At 43.8% G+C, this 22,438-nt stretch carries 19 protein-coding genes and 2 pseudogenes; 10 read left to right on the plus strand and 11 right to left on the minus strand.

Features of this window, described 5'->3' with window-relative positions:
* Positions 1 to 3 precede the first annotated feature (3 nt).
* From H8A87_RS05015 to rpmH, 8 genes and pseudogenes are all read right to left on the minus strand, one after another.
* Positions 4 to 1,269 carry a beta-ketoacyl-[acyl-carrier-protein] synthase family protein gene (locus H8A87_RS05015; RefSeq protein WP_198688894.1) on the minus strand — a complete coding sequence of 422 codons (1,266 nt, stop codon included), beginning with the start codon at positions 1,267 to 1,269 and terminating at the stop codon, positions 4 to 6.
* Positions 1,270 to 1,371: 102 nt separating this feature from the next.
* Complete coding sequence (locus H8A87_RS05020) at positions 1,372 to 1,833, minus strand: acyl carrier protein (protein WP_198688895.1); 462 nt, start codon at positions 1,831 to 1,833, stop codon at positions 1,372 to 1,374.
* 667 nt (positions 1,834 to 2,500) lie between these two features.
* Positions 2,501 to 2,626 (minus strand): annotated as a pseudogene (locus H8A87_RS19775) (IS630 family transposase); the annotation flags it as partial.
* Positions 2,627 to 2,749: 123 nt separating this feature from the next.
* On the minus strand, positions 2,750 to 4,114 hold the full coding sequence (mnmE, locus tag H8A87_RS05030) for a tRNA uridine-5-carboxymethylaminomethyl(34) synthesis GTPase MnmE (protein WP_198688897.1): 1,365 nt from the start codon (positions 4,112 to 4,114) through the stop codon (positions 2,750 to 2,752).
* Positions 4,115 to 4,254: 140 nt separating this feature from the next.
* The gene (gene yidC / locus H8A87_RS05035; RefSeq protein ID WP_198688898.1) at positions 4,255 to 5,871 is read right to left on the minus strand and encodes a membrane protein insertase YidC; all 1,617 of its coding nucleotides are present in this window, start codon (positions 5,869 to 5,871) and stop codon (positions 4,255 to 4,257) included.
* A gap of 2 nt (positions 5,872 to 5,873) precedes the next feature.
* Positions 5,874 to 6,131 (minus strand): membrane protein insertion efficiency factor YidD, encoded by a 258-nt coding sequence (gene yidD, locus H8A87_RS05040; protein WP_198688899.1) that lies wholly within the window; start codon positions 6,129 to 6,131, stop codon positions 5,874 to 5,876.
* Positions 6,095 to 6,454 (minus strand): ribonuclease P protein component, encoded by a 360-nt coding sequence (gene rnpA, locus H8A87_RS05045; RefSeq protein ID WP_198688900.1) that lies wholly within the window; start codon positions 6,452 to 6,454, stop codon positions 6,095 to 6,097. The genes yidD and rnpA overlap by 37 nt, the downstream gene beginning before the upstream one ends.
* 17 nt (positions 6,455 to 6,471) lie before the next feature.
* Entirely contained in the window at positions 6,472 to 6,612 is a 141-nt protein-coding gene (gene rpmH, locus H8A87_RS05050; RefSeq protein WP_015836465.1) for a 50S ribosomal protein L34, read from the minus strand.
* A gap of 745 nt (positions 6,613 to 7,357) precedes the next feature.
* On the opposite strand from rpmH, the gene dnaA reads away from it, so the two are divergent.
* From dnaA to H8A87_RS05075, 5 genes are all read left to right on the plus strand, one after another.
* Positions 7,358 to 8,746: a chromosomal replication initiator protein DnaA gene (dnaA, locus tag H8A87_RS05055; RefSeq protein WP_198688901.1), complete on the plus strand. Its 1,389-nt coding sequence runs from the start codon at positions 7,358 to 7,360 to the stop codon at positions 8,744 to 8,746.
* A 4-nt stretch (positions 8,747 to 8,750) separates the two neighbouring features.
* Complete coding sequence (gene dnaN / locus H8A87_RS05060) at positions 8,751 to 9,851, plus strand: DNA polymerase III subunit beta (protein ID WP_198688902.1); 1,101 nt, start codon at positions 8,751 to 8,753, stop codon at positions 9,849 to 9,851.
* 18 nt (positions 9,852 to 9,869) lie between these two features.
* On the plus strand, positions 9,870 to 10,961 hold the full coding sequence (recF, locus tag H8A87_RS05065) for a DNA replication/repair protein RecF (protein ID WP_198688903.1): 1,092 nt from the start codon (positions 9,870 to 9,872) through the stop codon (positions 10,959 to 10,961).
* 18 nt (positions 10,962 to 10,979) lie between these two features.
* The gene (gene gyrB / locus H8A87_RS05070) at positions 10,980 to 13,394 is read left to right on the plus strand and encodes a DNA topoisomerase (ATP-hydrolyzing) subunit B (protein WP_198688904.1); all 2,415 of its coding nucleotides are present in this window, start codon (positions 10,980 to 10,982) and stop codon (positions 13,392 to 13,394) included.
* Positions 13,395 to 13,803: 409 nt separating this feature from the next.
* Complete coding sequence (locus H8A87_RS05075) at positions 13,804 to 14,598, plus strand: hypothetical protein (protein ID WP_198688905.1); 795 nt, start codon at positions 13,804 to 13,806, stop codon at positions 14,596 to 14,598.
* Positions 14,599 to 14,710: 112 nt separating this feature from the next.
* Here H8A87_RS05075 and asd read toward each other — a convergent pair whose 3' ends face one another.
* The 3 genes from asd to ykgO all read right to left on the minus strand — a co-directional run bounded on the left by asd (position 14,711) and on the right by ykgO (position 16,982).
* The gene (asd, locus tag H8A87_RS05080) at positions 14,711 to 15,817 is read right to left on the minus strand and encodes an aspartate-semialdehyde dehydrogenase (protein ID WP_198688953.1); all 1,107 of its coding nucleotides are present in this window, start codon (positions 15,815 to 15,817) and stop codon (positions 14,711 to 14,713) included.
* Positions 15,818 to 15,910: 93 nt separating this feature from the next.
* Positions 15,911 to 16,597, minus strand: a complete 687-nt coding sequence (locus H8A87_RS05085; RefSeq protein WP_198688906.1) for a hypothetical protein — start codon at positions 16,595 to 16,597, stop codon at positions 15,911 to 15,913.
* A 244-nt stretch (positions 16,598 to 16,841) separates the two neighbouring features.
* Positions 16,842 to 16,982 carry a type B 50S ribosomal protein L36 gene (gene ykgO, locus H8A87_RS05090; RefSeq protein ID WP_198688907.1) on the minus strand — a complete coding sequence of 47 codons (141 nt, stop codon included), beginning with the start codon at positions 16,980 to 16,982 and terminating at the stop codon, positions 16,842 to 16,844.
* Positions 16,983 to 17,803: 821 nt separating this feature from the next.
* Between ykgO and H8A87_RS05095 the strand changes: the two genes are divergently transcribed.
* The 5 genes and pseudogenes from H8A87_RS05095 to H8A87_RS05115 all read left to right on the plus strand — a co-directional run bounded on the left by H8A87_RS05095 (position 17,804) and on the right by H8A87_RS05115 (position 22,393).
* Positions 17,804 to 18,274 (plus strand): NfeD family protein, encoded by a 471-nt coding sequence (locus H8A87_RS05095; RefSeq protein WP_232370084.1) that lies wholly within the window; start codon positions 17,804 to 17,806, stop codon positions 18,272 to 18,274.
* 282 nt (positions 18,275 to 18,556) lie between these two features.
* Positions 18,557 to 21,282: pseudogene (locus tag H8A87_RS20615) on the plus strand (DUF7902 domain-containing protein); the annotation flags it as partial.
* 18 nt (positions 21,283 to 21,300) lie between these two features.
* Positions 21,301 to 21,456, plus strand: a complete 156-nt coding sequence (locus H8A87_RS05105; RefSeq protein ID WP_198688908.1) for a hypothetical protein — start codon at positions 21,301 to 21,303, stop codon at positions 21,454 to 21,456.
* A gap of 64 nt (positions 21,457 to 21,520) precedes the next feature.
* Complete coding sequence (locus tag H8A87_RS20400; RefSeq protein WP_408646862.1) at positions 21,521 to 21,712, plus strand: LemA family protein; 192 nt, start codon at positions 21,521 to 21,523, stop codon at positions 21,710 to 21,712.
* A 114-nt stretch (positions 21,713 to 21,826) separates the two neighbouring features.
* Complete coding sequence (locus tag H8A87_RS05115) at positions 21,827 to 22,393, plus strand: rhomboid family intramembrane serine protease (RefSeq protein WP_198688909.1); 567 nt, start codon at positions 21,827 to 21,829, stop codon at positions 22,391 to 22,393.
* The last annotated feature ends 45 nt before the right edge of the window (positions 22,394 to 22,438 follow it).

The following is a 22,438-nucleotide window of genomic DNA, read 5'->3' on the forward strand; positions in this document are numbered from 1 at the left end:
GATTTACCCCTCAGACCGCTTCAAGATCAAGCTGCTATTTTCCCCACCAAAACCAAAGGAATTACTTATAATATGATGGACGTGCATTGCTTTTGCTGAACTGTTGACATTAACAACGCCATCCATTTTTCCCGACTCAGAAAAATTCAGACTAGGAAGAATAAGTTCATTTTTCAATGTCTCAATGGAAAGTATGGCTTCCAATAAACCGCTGACAGCAAGCGAATGCCCCGTCGCCGATTTAGTGGATATCACTGGAGGATTGTGGGGAAAAAGCGCATTAATCGCTCTGCTTTCCGCAAGATCATTATTAACAGTGGAAGTACCATGGGAATTTATATGATCAATATCATTCGGTGATAAGCCTGCATCACGCAATGCCTCAGACATGCAGCTAAGATAATATTGACCGGACAAATCCGTTGAGGTCATTTTATATCCTTCAGACTGCCGGGATATACCTGCAATTTCAGCCAAGATGTTGGCTTTTCTGGCAACAGCGTGAGAATAACGCTCTACGACCAAAAACGCAGAAGCATCTGCAAGGACGCAACCCGATCTGTCTTTATCAAATGCTCGTGAAGATTGACGCAAATCGGCAAATGTACCACCATAAAGTGCTCTCACTTTCTTGAACAATATCTGCATAATCGGATGGGTGGCCTCTTCAGAAGCACCAACCAATGCGATATCAAGCCTGCCGCTCTTGAGATTCTGGCATGCGGAATAAAGCGCTATCATTCCTGCTGTACAGGCATCACTGTAGACTCTTGGTAATGCAGGAATATGTAAATGGTTTGCCAGCTCCTCAATAAGTTCATATGGGGGCACTAAAGCCCCGAAACGTTCAATATCAATATATTTTGATGGGTGAGACATTTCTTCTTTGACGTAACGAGATAAAGCCTTACTGTCAAGAAACATCTTATTATTGGCAAAGAATAATTCACATTTAGCTTGATTCAGCTCTTTGTTGGTTAATCCTGCCATGTGCAAACTATTTGATGCTGCACTGTAGGCCATCAAAAAAACACGATTATTGGATAATTGTCCTGCACAGTTGAATTGACTACGTAACCTATCTATATCTTTCGACGACAATTTGGCACTAGGAACATTTTTTATTCCATATTCCTTTAATAACTCATCCTCACAGATAAGTGATTTTCCTTCTGCCAACGAATTAAATAAATCACTAGGGCAATCATGATTACGAACAATCAAACCATAACCGGTCACAGCAATTTTATCTGTCGGTATACCAGCCATAGTTATTTCTACCTTAATAATAATTTTCTATTAAAGTTGTACATTACTTTATTTACATAAAGTTACATCTTATTTACTTTTATATATCCAGGATGTGCATTGTTATTTAGCCAGAATATCTGAACAATACCATTCTATTTCACCAATAATAACTTCATCAGCGCTTTTTCCATTAGATTCACAAACTGTCTGGCATAATGAAGCCCAATTATGTACATTAGTTTCACCAAACACATCTCCCAATGTATTAATAGAACCTAACTGGTCTTCAGTATAATTATAACAGCTATGAATCAGTAACCCCTTACCTTCTTGCGTGAGGGCGTCCCCGTTCAATAACCTCGATAATACGTTTTCAGAGAGAATTTCATGGGCATGAGCAAAAACACTTTTTGTCGGCATCGTTATTTTTAACTTTTTACTTAGATTAAATGACAGATCAATGACATCTAAAGAATCAGCATTCAACTCATTAATTAATGAAGACTTTGCCTTAATATCACTTTCTTCGATAAAAAGAATAGAGGAAAGTTCCTCACATACAGCAGAGATATATTTATTCATATAGTACCCATTCGCAATAAAATATTTAACAACCAACTCCCAAGGAGAATAATAAACTCTCACAACTTATTTCTTTGTGTCAATGAATAAAAACCCATCGTAATAATAAAAATAATTACACTTGCAATTATTTTTTTAATACTTCAAAAAAGGATAAGTAAAGCTGTTTAAACAATCCCTTCCAAACAAAAAAATCTGATTAAATTGTTTATTTTTAATAAGAAATAAGCATGGAAACATTACCTAAATAAACAGTAATCAATAAAAAACATTAAATAAAATTCACTAGTAAATTATGGAAAATATAAATAAGAAAAAAAACTCACCACACAAAATTAAAATTATTTAAATTCAATGAAATACAGCTTCATCACAAAAAAATCAGAAAATAATAGTTGAACACAACAAGACAAAGATCATAAAAAAATATCAATTTATTTTTTACAAATAAGAATCAACATCAAATAATAATTAATATCAAATAAGAATTAACATTAAAGTAGAGAAAGTTATATTATTCCAACATTAATAGGGTTCGCTAGTGATTTAATCTTTAATTATAGTCTTTGTCACATACGCTATATTGAAATGGACGAATTTCATCCAGTAAGCCACTATCAAGTAGGAATGGTCTTGCAGCTTCCTTCAGATCACACTTACCGGAATAGCGCCAAACGATATCCGCATGTGGCAACCATCGGAGTATTGTTGATGCATGGAGTTGGTATCCGGTTATCTCATTGACTTGTATCGCGAGAAGCTCACTACGCCAGCGTGAACGTTGACAACCAAATTAAATTCTTCAAGAGGATGCAAAATAAAGCGTCAGACCATGAGTTATCAGCCACTGTTTGGTAGCTGATCATCTCTGTTGGGAGTCATTCTCGAATAACTGTTGATACCAGAGGATAAGAAATTACTTCCCAATGCAAAAACTCGAAAAAATCCGGCCGAGTAAATCATCAGAGGAAAATTCACCCGTGATTTCGCTCAATGCCTGCTGTGCCAAACGCAGTTCCTCTGCCAGTAATTCCCCTGAACGGGCGAAGACCAACTGTTGATGACCTTCCTGCAAATGTTCTGCCGCCGTATTCAATGCCTGTAAGTGACGACGACGGGCAAGAAAACCACCTTCGGTATTGCTGTTGAAACCCATCGCCTCTTTTAGGTGATCGCGCAGCAAATCAATACCTTTCCCTTCACGGGCAGAGAGGCGGATTAATACGTGACCACTGACTTCTGATACGCCGGTTTCTTCCCCGGTCATATCCGTTTTATTGCGAATAACGGTAATAGGCAGGGATGCAGGCAATTTAGTCATAAATTCAGGCCAGATTTGCGCAGGCTCAACGGCATCGGTTGTCGTACTGTCCACCATAAACAGCACCCGATCCGCCTGTTCGATTTCCTGCCATGCGCGCTCGATACCGATACGCTCCACTTCATCACTCGCTTCACGCAATCCGGCCGTATCAATCACATGCAGCGGCATACCATCGATATGAATATGTTCACGCAAAACATCGCGCGTTGTACCCGCGATATCGGTGACAATCGCCGCTTCACGACCCGCCAGCGCATTGAGCAGACTGGATTTACCCGCATTCGGACGCCCTGCAATCACCACTTTCATGCCTTCACGCAATAAGCTGCCCTGACGTGCCTGTAAGCGGACGTGACCCAGTTCAGCGATCACTTCATCCAACTTGGTTTCTATCTTGCCATCGGAAAGAAAGTCAATTTCTTCGTCGGGAAAATCAATCGCTGCTTCAACGTAGATGCGCAAGTTAGTGAGCGCTTCCACCATTTGATGGACTTGGTTGGAAAATGTGCCTTGCAGGGAATTCATCGCGGAACGCGCTGCCTGTTCAGAACTGGCGTCGATCAGATCCGCAATGGCCTCAGCCTGTGCCAAATCGAGTTTATCATTCAGGAAAGCACGTTCAGAAAATTCGCCCGGATTGGCAATGCGCACACCAGAAATCGTCAGAATACGCTTTAACAGCAAATCGAGAATAACTGGCCCGCCATGCCCTTGAAGCTCCAGCACATCTTCCCCCGTAAAAGAGTTAGGGCCAGGGAAGTAAAGTGCGATGCCTTGATCAAGTACAGAACCATCTGCATCACAGAAGGGCAGGTAATCGGCATAACGGGGCTTCGGGAGTTTCCCCAATACCACCTCAGCCACTTCCGCCGCCTTGCGGCCAGAAATACGCAGGATGCCTACACCGCCTCGTCCCGGAGGAGTGGCCTGAGCGACTATTGTATCGGTGGTATTCATGAAATTCTCTCTTTTGATCTATACCCGGTATTTTTCAAGCTGCTGCAACTTGAAATCTGTTGGGTATATAAACCGAAATAACAAAGGCGGCCAATGACCGCCTTCCACTTATTTTTAACAGACTTAGATTTTAAAAAGATCTACTTTTTTTCGCGGGTATGCAAACCACGTTTTTCCAGACTGCGAAAAATAACCTGCTGCTGGATGATGGTAACCAAGTTACTGACGATATAGTACAGCACCAGACCAGATGGAAACCACAGGAAGAAGACGGTGAACATGACTGGCATGTAGGTCATGATCTTCTGCTGCATTGGGTCAGTTACAGTAGTTGGTGACAATTTCTGGATAACAAACATGGTCACACCCATCAGCAATGGCAGGATGTAGTAAGGGTCTTGTGCAGACAAGTCCTTAATCCAGCCAATAAATGGCGCATGGCGCAGCTCAACAGAACCCATCAGCATGTAGTATAGAGCAAGGAAGATTGGCATCTGAATCACCAGAGGCAAACAACCACCCAGCGGGTTCACTTTCTCTGTTTTGTACAACGCCATCATTTCCTGGCTCATGCGCTGACGGTCATCACCGAAACGCTCACGCATCGCCGTGATTTTAGGCTGCAACAGACGCATTTTCGCCATTGAAGTGTATTGCGCCTTGGTCAGCGGATACATGATACCACGCACGATAAAGGTGATCGCAATGATGGAGAAGCCCCAGTTACCGATGTATTCATGCAGGAATTTCAGCAGCTTGAACAGCGGTTGGGAGATAAACCACAACCAGCCGTAATCTACGGTCAAATCCAGATGTGGTGCAACCGCCGCCATTTTGTCCTGAATTTCAGGGCCAACCCACAAAGTCGAAGAGATATTCTGCTTGCTGTTTGGTGCGATATTAACGGTTTCTCCCTTATACCCGATAATCGCCATCTTCTGACTTTTAGAGTCAATGGTATAGAATGTGCTAGTTTTATCCGCTCCCGGAACCCAGGCAGTAGCAAAATATTGCTGAAGCATCGCTATCCAGCCACCTTGGGTGGTCACAGAAAGCACTTTGTCGTCAGTAATATCATCGAATTTGTATTTTTCGTATTTTGTATCTGCTGATGAATATGCAGCACCACGGTAGGTATGCAAGGCAAAGTTGCTGCTGCCGGTATCACGATGTTTCGGCAATTCAACACTCTGCTTCAACTGACCAAAGAACGCCATTTGCAACGGCTTGTTGGTCACGTTATCGATGCTGTAATCAACAGAAACAGCATAAGCACCGCGTTTTAAAATGAAAGTTTTGACATAAACAACGCCATCTGGCGCAGTGTAAGTCATCGGAATTCGCAATTCATCCTGACCATCAGCCAAAACGAAGCTATTCTGAGTGGTGTGATAAAGTGGACGTTCCGCTTGGTTATCCGGGCCATTAATGCCAGTTAATCCACTTTGAGCGTGATAAGTGAACTCAGGGGTTGTTTCCAGCAGTTTGAACGGCGTTTGGGAACCGAGGGTATCAGGATAGGCCAGCAGATCAGCCTCCTCGACATCACCGCCACGAATATTGATGTGCAGCGAAAGCACATCCGTTTTCACGGTGATCAGTTTACCTTGCCCACTGCTTGCTTCGTTACTCAGCGTATTTGTTTGCTGCGTGATCTGTGCCGTTGGTTGTGGGTTCTTATCATTCTCCCACGCTTGCCAGACCAAGAACGAAACAAACAGCAAAGCGATGAGAAGAAGATTGCGTTGCGAATCCATCGTTAATGTTCTCTGTTATCGTCGTTTTTAGGTGGGACGGGATCGTCACCACCTTTGTGTAAGGGGTGGCATTTTAATACGCGTTTCACTGTTAACCAACTGCCTTTTATCATTCCAAACCTGCGCAATGCCTCAATGCCATAATGAGAACAGGTAGGATTGAAACGACAACGAGGCCCCAGCAGTGGACTAATCACTAGCTGGTAGCCTCTGATCAAAGCAATCAGGAGCCGCGAGCCAAGCGACAATGACGACGCCATAACTTGCCCAAAGCTTCCGTTAGCTCACGGTTATCAAGCTCAGAGACCCCTTTCCTCACCAAAATCACAAAATCCATTGAAGGCAATTTATGCTGATTTAAACGAAAACTTTCACGAGCCAGTCGCTTGATACGATTACGCTCATGGGCGCGTTTAACATTTTTTTTGGCGACGGTTAGACCGATGCGGGGATGCCCCAGCTCATTCAAGCGCCCAAGGATAGTTATCTCTGCGGAGCTTGCCCGTTGCGGCTGCTGGAAAACATAAGTGAAATGCTCGGGAGTTAACAAACGTAACTCCCTCGGAAAAGCGAGCTTAACCACGAGTATGGTTAGCTTTATTACTTAGAAACGGTCAGACGAGCACGGCCTTTCGCACGACGGCGAGCCAGAACCTGACGACCATTTTTAGTGGCCATACGAGAGCGGAAACCGTGAGTACGGTTACGCTTCAGTACAGATGGTTGAAAAGTGCGTTTCATAGCGATTTCTACCTAGCTTAAAATTTGTTACTGATTCAGCAAATGCGTTGGCGACCAGTGAGAAATAAGTAGACACCGATGCCTCAATCGCAACATCAATATATAGAAAGAGGCGGGATTGTAATAAAATGTACTACCCTTAGTCAATCCAAGATGACGCGAGCCTGATCGTTTTCTTGTCTGATTTTTTACCTCAATCAGATATTCACCAGACATGACCAGACTTTTTGCTACCCGAGGTGCTTACCCCAAATCCTCACCAGACATGGCCGGAAAAAATCGTTGGCATCACACGCAGGGTGCAAGATTATACGGACTGTGCAATAAAGCGCAAGGATCATACACAGATCGTTGCCACTGAATTAGTGATCATGGTGTTGTTTTCACGTTGAATTTTAAACGATAACTAAATGAAGTTTGCTATATGCCATGATTACACTACAGTATCTCTTACAGGCCTTTATATTCTGCAAGTGCCAAAGCGTGGTGATCTCCCTGTGGATAAAAAGCGTCAAAGCTGTGTAAAAGAATGAGGATCTATGTCGTCTTTTGCGTTATGATCATTGGTCACGATCCCGATCTCTCTATATGCGGATTATGCGGATCGTTGGGGGAGCGATGATATTAAAAATCGCCACAAGGTACATGCTATCTTCCTCACCACCGGGGAGTTATGCCTTGTGCCCAACATAACGTATCTATTATTCCGGTTTCTTTTATTGGTCTCGTTTTAGGGGAGTTCGCCGTGTCACTTTCGCTTTGGCAGCAATGTCTTGCCCGATTGCAGGATGAGTTACCTGCCACAGAATTCAGTATGTGGATACGACCCCTTCAGGCAGAACTGAGTGATAACACTTTGGCTCTCTATGCCCCCAACCGTTTTGTGTTGGATTGGGTAAGAGAAAAATATATTAATAATATCAATTTGTTATTAAATGATTTCTGTGGTCCTGAAGTACCGTTGCTACGCTTTGAAGTAGGAAATAAGCCTGTTTCACCAAACCAGTCTGCATCTAAGAGAATCATTACCGATAAGCCAGTGGCTGCTGCACCGTCCAGTTTCTCTGTACGCCCAAGCTGGGACAACGCAAAGGCCCAGCCAGAGTTATCCTATCGTTCCAATGTCAATCCCAAGCATACATTCGATAACTTTGTTGAAGGTAAATCCAACCAGCTCGCCAGAGCTGCCGCCAGACAAGTTGCTGATAATCCAGGGGGCGCATACAATCCCCTATTCCTCTATGGTGGAACAGGATTGGGTAAAACCCACCTTTTGCATGCTGTTGGCAATAGCATCATGGCACGCAAAGCCAATGCAAAAGTGGTGTACATGCACTCTGAACGTTTCGTACAGGACATGGTAAAAGCATTGCAAAACAATGCAATAGAAGAGTTTAAACGTTATTATCGCTCAGTAGATGCCCTACTGATCGATGATATTCAGTTTTTTGCAAATAAAGAGCGATCCCAAGAAGAATTCTTTCACACGTTCAATGCCCTGTTGGAAGGTAATCAACAGATTATTCTGACATCAGATCGCTATCCAAAAGAGATCAATGGCGTCGAGGATCGGTTAAAATCCCGTTTTGGTTGGGGATTAACCGTTGCTATCGAACCACCGGAACTGGAAACTCGCGTTGCCATTCTGATGAAGAAAGCTGACGAGAACCAAATCCAGTTACCGGGCGAAGTGGCTTTCTTTATTGCCAAACGCCTGCGTTCCAATGTTCGTGAGCTCGAAGGCGCTTTGAATCGAGTCATCGCCAATGCCAATTTTACAGGTCGGGCGATTACTATTGATTTTGTACGCGAAGCATTACGTGACTTATTGGCTCTACAGGAAAAGCTGGTAACCATTGATAATATTCAGAAAACCGTGGCTGAATATTACAAAATCAAGGTTGCGGATCTGCTTTCCAAGCGTCGTTCACGCTCCGTTGCCCGTCCGAGACAAATGGCAATGGCGCTGGCAAAAGAGCTGACAAATCACAGCTTGCCTGAAATCGGGGATGCCTTTGGTGGGCGTGACCATACAACCGTACTTCACGCTTGTCGAAAAATCGAACAGCTTCGTGAAGAGAGTCATGACATCAAAGAAGATTTTTCTAACTTAATCAGAACACTATCTTCCTAGCGCTATGAAATTTATCATTGAACGTGAGCAATTATTAAAACCTTTGCAGCAGGTTAGCAGCCCCTTGGGTGGCCGTCCTACTCTGCCCATTTTAGGCAACTTATTATTGCAGGTAACAGAAGGTTCCCTGCTACTGACAGGCACCGATTTAGAAACGGAAATGAAGGCTCGGGTTACGCTTACCCAGCCACATGAAGACGGTGCAACTACTGTTCCCGCGCGTAAATTCTTTGATATCTGGCGCGGGTTGCCTGACGGAGCAGAAATCAGCGTGGAACTGGATGGCGATCGCATTCTCGTCCGTTCTGGGCGCAGCCGTTTTTCACTCTCCACCCTGCCCGCTTCAGATTTCCCCAATCTTGATGATTGGCAGAGCGAAGTCGAATTTTCTCTGCCACAAGCCACACTGAAACGTCTGATTGAATCTACTCAATTTTCCATGGCGCATCAGGATGTCCGCTATTACTTGAATGGCATGTTGTTTGAAACCGAAGGGGAAGAACTGCGTACCATTGCAACAGACGGCCATCGTTTAGCAGTCTGCTCCATGAATATCGGACAAAATCTGCCATCCCATTCAGTGATCGTACCTCGTAAAGGGGTCATTGAATTGATGCGCCTGCTGGATGGCGGTGAAAATCCTCTACAATTGCAGATTGGCAGCAATAACATTCGTGCCCACGTCGGGGACTTTATCTTCACATCAAAGTTAGTTGATGGTCGTTTTCCTGATTACCGCCGCGTACTGCCAAAAAATCCCGATAAAACACTGGAAGCCAATTGTGACGTGCTTAAACAGGCATTTTCACGGGCGGCAATTTTATCCAACGAAAAATTCCGTGGTGTTCGCATCTATTTAAGCGAAAACCAACTCAGAATTACGGCAAATAACCCAGAGCAGGAAGAAGCGGAAGAGATCGTCGATGTCATTTACCAAGGCACCGAAATGGAAATTGGCTTCAATGTCAGCTACGTATTGGATGTTCTAAACGCCTTGAAATGCGAGCAGGTGAGTCTCCTGCTGACGGATGCAACATCCAGTGTGAAAATTGAGAATTCAGCCAGTCAGGCCGCGACTTATGTCGTGATGCCAATGCGCCTGTAACAACATTAACTCAACCATATGATTCTCTCGCGTTTGCTGATCCGCGATTTTCGTAATATCGCGGATGCTGACTTGCCGCTGGCAACTGGTTTTAATTTTCTGGTTGGGCCAAACGGTAGCGGCAAAACAAGTATACTGGAAGCCATTTATACATTGGGTCATGGCCGTGCTTTTCGCAGCATTCAGGCAGGCAGGGTGATCCGCCATGATTGCGAGGAATTCATTCTTCATGGGCGACTTGATCAGCAATTCCATGAACGTTCCTTGTCGATCGGGCTGAGCAAAAACCGTCAAGGCGATAGCAGAGTCAGGATCGATGGCAGTGACGGGCATAAAATTGCTGAGTTGGCGAAAATGCTGCCCATGCAACTTATCACACCAGAAGGCTTCACCTTGCTAAACGGTGGCCCGAAATACCGTCGGGCCTTTATTGATTGGGGCTGTTTTCACAATGAGCCGCGTTTTTTTACCGCTTGGGCCAATCTGAAAAGGCTGCTCAAACAACGGAATGCGGCATTGCGACAGGTCACCCGTTATAACCAGATCCAACATTGGGATCGCGAACTTGCCCCGCTGGCGACTGAAATCAGTCAATGGCGAGCTGAATACATTGCAGGAATTTCTGAAGATATCGAAAAAACCTGCAAACAATTTTTACCTGAATTCACCCTCAGTATCAGCTTCCAACAAGGCTGGGACAAAGAGAGTGAATATGCAGAACTGCTCGCGCGGCAGTTTGAGCGCGACAAAACGCTAACCTACACGGCTTCCGGCCCCCATAAAGCCGATCTGCGGATCAGGGCGGACGGCACATCGGTAGAAGATATGCTTTCCCGTGGTCAGTTGAAATTACTGATGTGCGCGTTGAGGTTAGCACAGGGTGAATATTTCACCCGACAGAGCGGGCAAAAGTGCCTGTATCTGCTTGATGATTTTGCCTCAGAACTGGATGCCGGCCGTCGTCAGCTATTAGCCGAGCGTCTAAAATCTACGCAAGCCCAAGTGTTTGTCAGTGCAATCACACCTGGGCAAGTTACAGACATGATTGATGTAAATAGCAGGATGTTTCGCGTAGAACATGGCAAAATAGAGGTTCAACCACAGGATTAAGATGAGCGAGAAACGTTGATGTCGAATACATATGACTCCTCAAGTATCAAGGTATTAAAAGGGCTGGATGCCGTCCGTAAACGTCCAGGCATGTATATCGGTGATACTGATGATGGTACCGGCCTGCACCACATGGTCTTCGAGGTTGTTGACAACGCTATCGACGAAGGCCTCGCAGGTCATTGTGACAAGATAGTTGTCACCATCCATGCAGATAACTCGGTTTCTGTGCAAGATGATGGCCGCGGTATTCCTACCGGCATACACGAAGAAGAAGGTGTTTCAGCAGCGGAAGTTATCATGACCGTGCTGCATGCGGGGGGTAAATTCGATGATAACTCCTATAAAGTTTCCGGCGGTCTGCATGGCGTAGGGGTTTCTGTTGTTAACGCCTTATCGGAGAAACTGGAACTGACTATCCGCCGTGACGGGAAAGTCCACGAACAGACTTACCATCATGGGGTTCCACAGTCTCCGCTGAAAGTCGTCGGTGATACCGAGCAGACAGGAACCACTGTCCGTTTCTGGCCAAGCATGGATACGTTCAAGCTCAACACTGAATTCGAATACGATATTCTGGCGAAGCGCCTGCGTGAATTATCATTCCTGAACTCCGGTGTTTCCATTCGTTTAGTTGATAAACGCACTAATGCAGAAGATCTCTTCCACTATAAAGGGGGAATCAAGGCATTTGTTGAGTTCCTGAGCCGCAATAAAAACCCAATTCACCCCAATGTCTTCTATTTCTCCACCGAAAAAGACGGTATTGGCGTTGAAATTTCCATGCAATGGAATGATGGTTTTCAGGAAAACATTTATTGCTTTACCAACAACATTCCTCAGCGCGATGGAGGAGCCCATTTAGTTGGTTTCCGTACCGCGATGACTCGTACCCTCAATAGCTATATGGATAAAGAGGGTTACAACAAAAAAACCAAAGTCAGCGCCACAGGTGATGATGCCCGTGAAGGTTTGATTGCGGTTATTTCCGTTAAAGTGCCTGATCCTAAATTCTCTTCCCAGACTAAAGACAAGTTGGTTTCTTCCGAAGTGAAGACCGCAGTCGAAACTCTGATGAATGAGAAGCTGGTGGAATATCTGCTGGAAAACCCGAACGATGCCAAAACGGTTGTTGGCAAAATCATTGATGCGGCCCGTGCCCGTGAAGCAGCGCGTAAAGCCCGTGAAATGACCCGCCGTAAAGGGGCGCTGGATCTGGCAGGATTGCCGGGCAAACTGGCTGACTGTCAGGAGCGTGACCCAGCCCTGTCCGAACTCTACTTGGTGGAGGGTGATTCTGCGGGTGGTTCAGCAAAACAGGGGCGCAACCGTAAAAATCAGGCGATCCTGCCACTGAAAGGTAAGATCCTGAACGTTGAGAAAGCGCGCTTTGACAAAATGCTGTCTTCACAGGAAGTCGCAACCCTGATCACCGCGCTGGGCTGCGGTATTGGCCGCGATGAATACAATCCAGACAAGCTGCGCTACCACAGCATTATCATCATGACCGACGCCGACGTTGATGGTTCTCACATCCGTACCCTGTTGCTGACATTCTTCTATCGCCAGATGCCGGAAATCATCGAGCGTGGCTATGTCTACATCGCCCAGCCACCCCTGTATAAAGTGAAGAAAGGCAAGCAAGAGCAATACATCAAAGATGACGATGCAATGGAAGAGTACCAAATGTCCATCGCACTGGATGGTGCAGCGCTGTATACCAACCAACATGCTCCAGCACTGAAAGGTGAAGCATTGGAAAATCTGGTGACTGAGTTCAATTCTACCCAGAAACTCATCCGTCGCATGGAACGCCTGTACCCGCTGGCTCTGCTGAACAACCTGATTTACCATCCGAAACTGACCGAAGATGCCCTGAACGATCAGGCAAAAGTGGAAGAGTGGGCAAACATGCTGGCTATTCGTCTGAATGACAGAGAGCAGCATGGCAGTACTTACAGTTATCAAATCCATGAGAACCGTGAGCGCCAGATTTTCGAGCCAATTCTGTGTATTCGTACACATGGTGTTGATACCAACTACAATCTGGATTTCGATTTTATCCACGGTGGCGAATATCGCCGTATCACCAAACTAGGTGACTTGATTAGGGATCTGATTGAAGAAGATGCATACATTGAACGTGGTGAACGTCGTCAGTCGATAAACAGCTTTGAGCAGTCTCTGGAGTGGCTGACCAAAGAGTCACGCCGTGGTCTTTCCGTCCAACGTTATAAAGGTCTGGGCGAAATGAACCCTGATCAGTTGTGGGAAACGACCATGAATCCAGAAACACGTCGCATGATGCGTGTGACGGTTAAGGATGCGATTGCGACTGATCAATTGTTTACTACCCTGATGGGTGATGCAGTTGAACCTCGTCGTGCATTTATTGAAGAGAATGCGCTGAAAGCGGCAAATATTGATATCTAACACTCTGTGTTTTCCCTGATAACGCGTAAGTTATCAGGGATATCCAAAGAGCATATAACCATGATATGTGCTCTTTATTTTTCATAACAAAGAATGAATTACATTTATATATAAAAAATAATTATACCGTTCGTCTTTCAAGCTGCAGCTTTGTTAACTGTGCCCACTCACCCCAGAAAATTGGAAATAAAAAATTAATTTTTACTTAATAAATATTTAATTAAATAAACCTTAACTATTAACCCCCAAGATCGTGACAAAATAAACGTGTTTTATTTATTCTATATAAAATTTATTCTTATGATAGGCTATCGTCATAAATAACCATTTGATAAAAACCTACCGTAGCTCAATATCTTATTTATACCTATTTAATTGAAGTATAAATAATTTCGTGGAGATTTCTATTATGTTAAAAAGAACAAACTCCTTGAATGCTTATATACGCAGAACCTCATCAAGAACTTTATCTCGTTCAAGATCTTTTCACTCTTTGCCTCCAAATGATATATTGAATATAAATATTAATCATTGCAACCCTAAATTGATTAACGGATATGTACCATCAATAGTTAAAAAAGTGAATTTGCAAGAAATGGTAATGGCCGTTAATAAGCTTTACTATTCGATCGGAAAAGATGGCTGGCTTGATCAAATATTAAATCTCATTGAAGATTCTGATGATATAACCTATCACATCAATGAAATAGAAAATAAAAGAGGAAAAACAGCAGACGACTTCTGGGATTTAAAATGCAGTATAACACTTAATCTATTAATTCATGTTCAAGATGAAATTAATGATAGAGTTCAAAATGGAGATGATAAAAACTTTGTTTATTTTATTTGTTATATTCAAAATGTACCTATAGGAATGATGATAATTAGATGTTATGAAGAAGTCATGTTATACCGCTATGATCCTGATTTACGTTATTATCCTGAAGTCACTTACCTTATCATGCACCCAGGGCTAAAAAATTGTGCTTATTTATTAATGGAGGAAGCCGTTAATATGTCCTATAAAATAGGCTGCCATGGAAAATTAAAATTATCAATTGCAACATCAGCACTCTCAGAAGTTTATAGACGGATGGGTTTTATCCACTATACACAGGAAGATATGGCATTAGACCCAAATGGAAACAGAGCTTGGATTTTCTCTTCGGGTCATGACGGTTACCGATTTACAGGAACTTGCTAAAATTCACGATAATACAAAGTATTCAATGAAAAATGACAAAAATTCAAACCGCCAATTTATCTATACCAATTGGCGGTCTATTTCCACGAACTCAATAACTATTAAAATTTTTCTACAGCAAAATACGCAACATACGACGCAGTGGCTCTGCCGCGCCCCACAGCAGCTGATCACCAACGGTAAATGCAGATAGATATTCCGGCCCCATATTCAGCTTACGCAGACGGCCCACTGGCGTATTCAATGTCCCTGTAACCGCAGCTGGCGTTAACTCCCGCATCGTCAAATCACGATCATTCGGAATTACGCGCACCCAATCATTATGGGAAGCCAGCAGCGTTTCAATTTCATGGATCGGGATATCTTTTTTCAATTTCAGGGTAAATGCCTGACTATGGCAGCGCAATGCCCCAATACGGACACACAGGCCATCGATCGGAATCACATTATTGCCCGTATTCAAAATCTTGTTGGTTTCTGCCTGGCCTTTCCACTCTTCTCGGCTTTGCCCATTTTCCAGTTGCTTATCAATCCACGGAATCAGGCTCCCCGCCAAAGGAACGCCAAATTGATCCGTCGGCAATGTACCGCTACGGGTGAAATCGGTTACGCGTTTCTCAATATCCAGAATAGCGGAAGCAGGATTCTGTAACTTGTCTGCAACCTGATTATGCAGCATCCCCATTTGCACCAGCAGCTCACGCATATGGCGAGCACCACCGCCAGAAGCTGCCTGATAGGTCGATACCGATGCCCACTCGATCAAATCATTGGCAAACAAGCCACCCAATGACATCAGCATCAGGCTAACAGTACAGTTACCGCCAACAAACGTTTTGATGCCTTTATTCAGGCCATTATGAATATGCTGATGGTTAACGGGATCGAGAATAATGACAGCATCATCATTCATGCGCAGCGCAGAAGCCGCATCGATCCAATATCCCTGCCAGCCTGTTGCTCTCAGTTTGGGATAAATTTCGTTGGTGTAATCCCCACCCTGACAGCTAATGATAATATCCAGCGCACTCAGTGCCTCGATATCAAAAGCATCCTGTAAAACACCTGATTTCCCTGCAAATTCCGGGGCAGCTAGCCCGTGTTGGGAGGTTGTGAAGAAAACCGGAGCTATCTCGTCAAAATCCCGCTCTTCCACCATCCGCTGCATCAATACTGAGCCGACCATACCACGCCAGCCGATAAAACCTACTTTTTTCATCATGTTTACCCTGCCTTGAAAGATGTTCATCAGACACCACTAATAGCATTAAAACTGACAAAATATGGCGAAAGGTGCAAGTATATTTATGAACTATAGCAGCAGCATTTCTGCATGGATGCGTTTGCCATTTTTAAACCATATTGAAGCATTTCCTACCATACTTTCATCAAAATGATTGACTGCCTTCCCCCGTACTTTAGGTCTCAAGAAAGGTATGGGAGTAATAGGATCATTGGTTTCTACCTTTGAATAGGCTTCTTTCTCGGCCATAAAAGCAGTTTTGGCCATCCTTTTTCTAGAAAGATCTCCAAAATGAAGTTGATAAATATGCCCTATATTAAACACCTCTTCATGACGATGAACATCTCGGTCATGTCTGTAACTCAAATTTGATTCATCAAAATCAACAGTACGTCCATAAATAGGCCCTATATAACCAATGATAATCTTATTTGGGCACAATTTAGAAAACGCTGAAGCAAAAGATTCATCAAAGTTGTAAGGAGAATCTGGGTAATCCTTCTCACAGGTTGCAGCATCACATACAATCAGGCGAATATAACGAAATCTATCTATTATTCCTCTTTCTTTGAACAATTGATTATGTAATTCATTAGGTGTCATTTTTCCTACTTGTCGATTTGCATTTGGAACCAATAAATATCCGATGAAATTATTTTTATTATATTCTCCATGAGCACACACCGATAAACGGGGACAACTACGGTAAGTATCTTCGAAAGTATAAAACCCTCTAAAAACTTGAATATTTTTCATGATAATTGTTCCTTATATGCCATTGCTACCTTCACCATTTTCACACTCATAGTATGAATACGATGGCAATTTAGTGGATTATTCACGCAATTAATTATCCATTCATTATTAGAACGAAAAACCAAAAACAAACAAGCGAAAAAAGTGACTGAATTAAGAATTGGATTATGATTTAATTATATGAACATCAATGAGATGGGAATAAAGAATAAAAAAAACCTACAGCAAAACTGTAGGCTCTTGATCAGTGTTCCTTTTTTTTGCCCTGAACGGCCTTAAAACGCGGATTAGATTTACAAATGACATACAACCGACCACGACGGCGAACTACCTTGCAATCAGAGTGACGTTGTTTTGCTGTTTTCAATGAACTCAATACCTGCATGAATAATCCTCTTTATTTTTCGCCCAAAAAACGACCAAAGCTTTTATGGAAACGTGCCGAACTTCCTTCTTGCGACAACCCCTTTTGCTTGCCGGTATAAAAGTGTGTGATTTCAATGACACTTCAATCAAGACATATAGGGATATTCGCCCACCTCATAACGTTATATTATAACATAACAATAACTCAACTTTTCGTTGCTGACAACTGTCTTTTGATGCCATGACCGAACTGTAGAGTGAAGGAGCTCAATATAGACAGTAAGAAAGAGCCCTATCCGCTTCTGTTCAAAATAATAATATCTATAGTTAATATTATTATTAATTATTAATTATTTATCAGATATCAGCTAATTAATTGACTTATCTCTATGCCTTATTCATGTTGCGACATTAGATTTTTCCACTACTAACTTTCACTTTATGAGAAAATTAATTTATATTTTTCGGCCATTTTGGCACTCACCATTTCATTTCGGCATAAACCTAACAATCAGGTATATTTATCGCTCAATACCCATGAGGAATATCAATAAATCGGGGTTATCTAATTATTGCGATAAGTTTCAAAAAACCCCTCTTTTCTCCTGTTAACTTATTCTGAAACCTGATTTAATTAAGTGTTATTTAATAATCATCATCGTCTTGAGATAGCATTCTGATGGCGCTTTTCCTACAAAATTGTTTGGCTTTTCCGGTTGTTATTTTCAGCGGGCTGTTATTCATCGTTTTGTTTTATTGGATATGCGCCGCTTTTGGTTTACTTGATATTGATATCTTGAATATGGATGTGGATGGTTCCGATGCGACCTCCCTGGCTGGTTGACAAAACTCGGCCTCACAGGCATTCCCGGCACCGTCATTATTACACTGATTACTCTGATTGGCTGGCCTCTGAGTTATTTCAGCGTGCACTTGATGCTCCGTTTCATTGAAACCGATGTGATCCGTTATTTACTTGGAACTGTCACTTTCTTTGTCGTGAGTTTCATTGCCTTATTGCTGACAGCAATGTTATTGCGCCCATTGCAACCGAAACTGTCCAAACTCAATCGCTCCAACAGTGTCGATAACCTAATTGGCAACGTCGCCGAAGTTCGTTCTCCCATCGTGACTGAGCAGCGTGGTGAAGCCCTGATGGACAATCACGGAGCCAGTCTGATCTTACAGGTACGGGCACCAGAAAGTGACGGTATTACTCGTGGCGACCCTGTCGTGCTGATCAGCTATGACGCCGCGACCCACAGTTACACCGTGGTCAGTGAAGACGAATTTAAGTTGTATACCCAATAGATTTCAAGTTGCAGCGCAGCCAACAAAGCAGCAACTTGAAAGATAACAGAGATAGCGACTAACTTGCCGCCATTTAACATTAAATCACTATCGTAAAAACCTTGCTATCTGACATGCTCACTCAACATTTCGGTCATGGATGAATAGCAGCTTAAGTTCTGGGTTCCTGACGCCCTACCCGTTAGCCCCCAAACAAGTTCGCCCCAAAATAAAATGGAGAAATACATGTCAGATATTGCCATGGCAGATTTCATGCCTTTCCTGATCATCGTTGCGACGGTAAATGACGAACAAGGCCCGAATATTTCTGGATTGCTGAAAGAGATCGCCAATACTGGCGAGAAGGTACTGGATGAATACGAAAAAGTAGAAAGTATCCGTCGTCAGTCTATTCGGGCCATGAATGAAGCCACCTCGCATCAGAAAGAATTACTGTCAGCGATGACACCGGAAAGCTGGACAGAGACTCAGCAATTTATTGAAGCCTTAAACAGTTTGAGCATCCAGCGTGGTCATTTGATCACGCTGCGGGATCACCGTTATATCGATCTGTCCCGCCTTGATGAAATGGAAACGCAACTGGCTGATAGTCAGCAACGCATTTCTCTGGCGACTGCCGAGTTCCTTGCCAGCGAAAAAGCATTACAGCCATTTACCCGGCAATTACAAGAACTGGAAAAACAAGTTCAGGTCGCAGCCAATCGAGCCCAGCTTACCGAGCCGCTGGCGGGTATGGAGAAAATATCCACCGATCTGGATATGCTGTCAAACTTGATGGCTTCGCTGAAATTCGAAGATACCACCCAGCAGACCCATATCATTGAGTCAATTTCCGAAATTTACGCCCTGCTGAACCAAGCACGCGCCAGACTGCAACAACGCCGCAAGGAACAGGGAGCTGTTGAATCCGTTGCTCAGTTCGGAGCGCAATTTAAATTATTCAGTCAAGGGGTCACCAATGCCCTGACGCTGTCTACCGATCCAGAACGTTGTGACGAACAACTCTCCCGCCTGCTGGTACAACTGGAAGAATTGGAAACCCAATTCAGTGATCACGATGAGTTCTTGAATGACATTCTGGACAAACGTGAAGAGTTGCTGGAAACCTTTGAAACCCACAAACAGTCACTGCTGGATGAACGTCAGCGCAAAGCCCAGAATTTACAAGTTGCGGCAGAGCGCTTGCTGGATAGCATTAGTCGCCGAACAGCAAAATTCTCTTCCCTTGATGAACTGAATGCTTTCTGTGCTTCCGATACCCTATCGCTGAAAACCCGCGAAATCGTTGAACGCTTGCGGGAACTGAAAGACAGCGTAAAAGCGGATGATATCGATGCTAAATTCAAGGCGGCACGAGATCAAGCCATTCGCAGCCTACGGGATAAAACCGAAATCTACGAAGATGGCGGCAACATTATCAAACTTGGCCCGCGCCATCGTTTCAGCGTCAATACCCAAGAGCTGGATCTCACCATCCTGCCTTGGGGTGATCACCTCTATCTACACCTGACAGGAACGGATTATCAGGAGCCGATTGATAGCCCAGAACTTGCATCTCTGAAATCCTGAAACCCTATTGGTCGATTGCCCTTGAATCAGAGTCACCACAAGTTTATCGCGCGGAGTATCTTGCTTATTCACTGATTTACGCAGCGAGCAAAGAGCATGATGGCCTGACACTGGACGGGCTGAAATCTCTGTTAAGCAAGCCGGACACGCTGGAAAAAACCGTGCGTGAGTTTGCCGCGCCTCGCTATAAAGAAGGATACGAAAAAGGTTTCCATGACCATGACGCCGTAGCAATCCTGCGCAAATTAATCCCCGTGGGGGAAAGTGCCGACCTTTTGCGATTCAATCCTCATGCCAGAGGGATTGCAGTGCTTTTCTGGGAACAGGTTCAACGCGAAGAACAGCCAGCATTGTGGCCAGAACGTGCCCGTACCTGCACCAATATTTATCAGCTTTTCCGCAATGATGCAGGCTTATTGGATCTACAGGCTGAAATCGAAGCAGAAATCAGCCTGTTCCTTGAACGCCACCCCATCAAATGTGAACCTTACCAGCAGACACAAGCTGCGGAATACCTGAGTTTGGCTCTAAGTCAGACGGGTGTGGAATTCCATTTCAGTAAATATGCCCGTACGCTGTTGGAAGGATTGCAATCCGAACTGGAAAAAGCCCATATGTGGGGGGATTTCAACCAGTCACAACAAAACCTCGGCCAACGTTTAGCCCGGCGCTGGATGCTGGTGGAGAACTGGCTGAATGGCCTCTGTTCCCTACAAGAATTTGCTCCGCTGAAAGGCTATATTTCAGAAGCTGTAGTACTGGTTTTATTGGAAAAAGCACTTAATGCTCGTTTCAGTGAAGTGGATCTGCACTTTATGGAAGAAGCATTTACGCAGAGTTATATCGAAAACAGCCTAACATCGAATCCGGTACTGGCTCCGCTGGCATTGCGCGATATGCACGATCTGTATCAGTTTATCGACAAAGCGATGGGTAAGCCCTTCTCCAGCAATGGCTTGAGTTATCCCTACAGCGAAGCTGAGATCACTGAAATCGTCGCGATCCTTGAGCACCTGCTGATGATGCGGAATATCGTGTTCAAGGTGAACCAACAATACATTGCCAGCGCTGCGCAATCTGATAAATACCGCACAGAGCCATCGTTCAAATTACAGGGCAGCTACCGCAATATGAACAAACTCAGCGAAAAAGTCTCTGCGGTAATGAATGCCGAAGAAATACGACGCATTATTGATGATCACTATTTAGGTGAAGCCCAATTGTTGACAAGCGGAGCCGAAGAAAACCTGCTTAAACTGGCAGAAATTCGTGGCACTATGACATCAGAAGAGGCGCAACGCTGGCAACAAATCAAACGTGACTTTATGCGAAATAAAGCATTGGGTGGAGATAATGCCGATGTAGGCGATCGTGTTGTTGCCCAACTTGCGGATTTGGTTGAAAGCGTTCAGGCTCTGGGCAGTCATTCGAAGAATTAAGGGAAGGAACCAAAAGAAATGGAAATAATAATTACAGTTATGGTGATTTTCCTCCTGCTTGTCTGTGGGATAAGCGGAGGAATCACCCTCTATAGCCATCTGGTTCTGCTGAGCAATAACGTTGATAACGCATTTGCTAATATTGATGTACTGCTAAAACAGAAGGGTGGATGAAATCCCAGAATTGGTGAGTATTGCCGAACAATCCATACCACACTAAAAAGCACTGCGGCTGGAACTGGTAGAGCTACGCGAACGCTACTTTACCAGCCATCAGACTAACCAAAAGATCCAGATTAACTATGAAATCACCAACGCTTTGCAGAAGATACTGGTAGTGGCAGAAAACTATCCAAAATTACAGGTGCCAAACAACCTGCATAAACTGCAAAAAAGCTCACCTTACTGGAAAATAAAATCAATGGGGTAAAAAATAAGGCAGATAACCCACCAGTAAGATATATCCGATAATAGACATATTCCTTGTTATTATAGGAAAAAATATCTTGGTATATCATTTCAAATTTTCAACAGGGTGGCAGTGATGACAGTAAGGTTTAAACAACGCTTTCATATTCTAATAGGGTTGGCATCAATACTCATCATCATCCAATTGCTTAATGCCTTAACCGGTGGCGCATTAAGCAATTTCGGCATTATTCCCCGATATGCTCAAGGGTTGATTGGTATTCCGCTATCCTCTTTCCTGCATGGCAACTGGGAACATCTGTTCAGTAACCTTCCCGCACTATTGGTATTGAGTGCCTTACTGATGACTCACTCCATTCGTTATTATGTGCTTGCCAGCCTGTTTATTATCTTTATGGAAGGGATTCTGGTCTGGTTATTCGGTCGCTCCGCCATTCATGTTGGTGCCAGCGGCTGGATTTTTGGCCTGTGGGGGTTACTGTTAGCTAATGCTTACTTCCTGAGAAGAGCCAAGGATTTTTTCTTTGCCATTCTGGTATTTGTCTATTACGGCGGGATCGCCTTTGGCTTGTTACCGTGGCAAGAGGATGTTTCAACGGAAGGGCATATTTTTGGTGTCATAGCAGGGCTGGTTTTCTCTTGGCTTACCAAGAAGTGGATCATCACGAATCGTGAGTTTTAGGTGATTGGGGATAGTTGATTATCCCCATTTTAGATATTCACCAAT

This window comes from Xenorhabdus lircayensis (assembly GCF_016306625.1).
Lineage (GTDB): Bacteria > Pseudomonadota > Gammaproteobacteria > Enterobacterales > Enterobacteriaceae > Xenorhabdus > Xenorhabdus lircayensis.

Coding starts and splice junctions, on each gene's coding strand:
- gyrB (WP_198688904.1), top strand. CDS start 10,980: ATGTCGAATACATATGACTCCTCAAGTATCAAGGTATTAAAAGGGCTG.
- H8A87_RS05020 (WP_198688895.1), bottom strand. CDS start 1,833: ATGAATAAATATATCTCTGCTGTATGTGAGGAACTTTCCTCTATTCTT.
- recF (WP_198688903.1), top strand. CDS start 9,870: ATGATTCTCTCGCGTTTGCTGATCCGCGATTTTCGTAATATCGCGGAT.
- dnaN (WP_198688902.1), top strand. CDS start 8,751: ATGAAATTTATCATTGAACGTGAGCAATTATTAAAACCTTTGCAGCAG.
- H8A87_RS05115 (WP_198688909.1), top strand. CDS start 21,827: ATGACAGTAAGGTTTAAACAACGCTTTCATATTCTAATAGGGTTGGCA.
- yidD (WP_198688899.1), bottom strand. CDS start 6,131: ATGGCGTCGTCATTGTCGCTTGGCTCGCGGCTCCTGATTGCTTTGATC.
- ykgO (WP_198688907.1), bottom strand. CDS start 16,982: ATGCAGGTATTGAGTTCATTGAAAACAGCAAAACAACGTCACTCTGAT.
- H8A87_RS05105 (WP_198688908.1), top strand. CDS start 21,301: ATGGAAATAATAATTACAGTTATGGTGATTTTCCTCCTGCTTGTCTGT.
- mnmE (WP_198688897.1), bottom strand. CDS start 4,114: ATGAATACCACCGATACAATAGTCGCTCAGGCCACTCCTCCGGGACGA.
- H8A87_RS05085 (WP_198688906.1), bottom strand. CDS start 16,597: ATGAAAAATATTCAAGTTTTTAGAGGGTTTTATACTTTCGAAGATACT.
- rpmH (WP_015836465.1), bottom strand. CDS start 6,612: ATGAAACGCACTTTTCAACCATCTGTACTGAAGCGTAACCGTACTCAC.
- H8A87_RS05075 (WP_198688905.1), top strand. CDS start 13,804: ATGTTAAAAAGAACAAACTCCTTGAATGCTTATATACGCAGAACCTCA.
- H8A87_RS05015 (WP_198688894.1), bottom strand. CDS start 1,269: ATGGCTGGTATACCGACAGATAAAATTGCTGTGACCGGTTATGGTTTG.
- asd (WP_198688953.1), bottom strand. CDS start 15,817: ATGAAAAAAGTAGGTTTTATCGGCTGGCGTGGTATGGTCGGCTCAGTA.
- yidC (WP_198688898.1), bottom strand. CDS start 5,871: ATGGATTCGCAACGCAATCTTCTTCTCATCGCTTTGCTGTTTGTTTCG.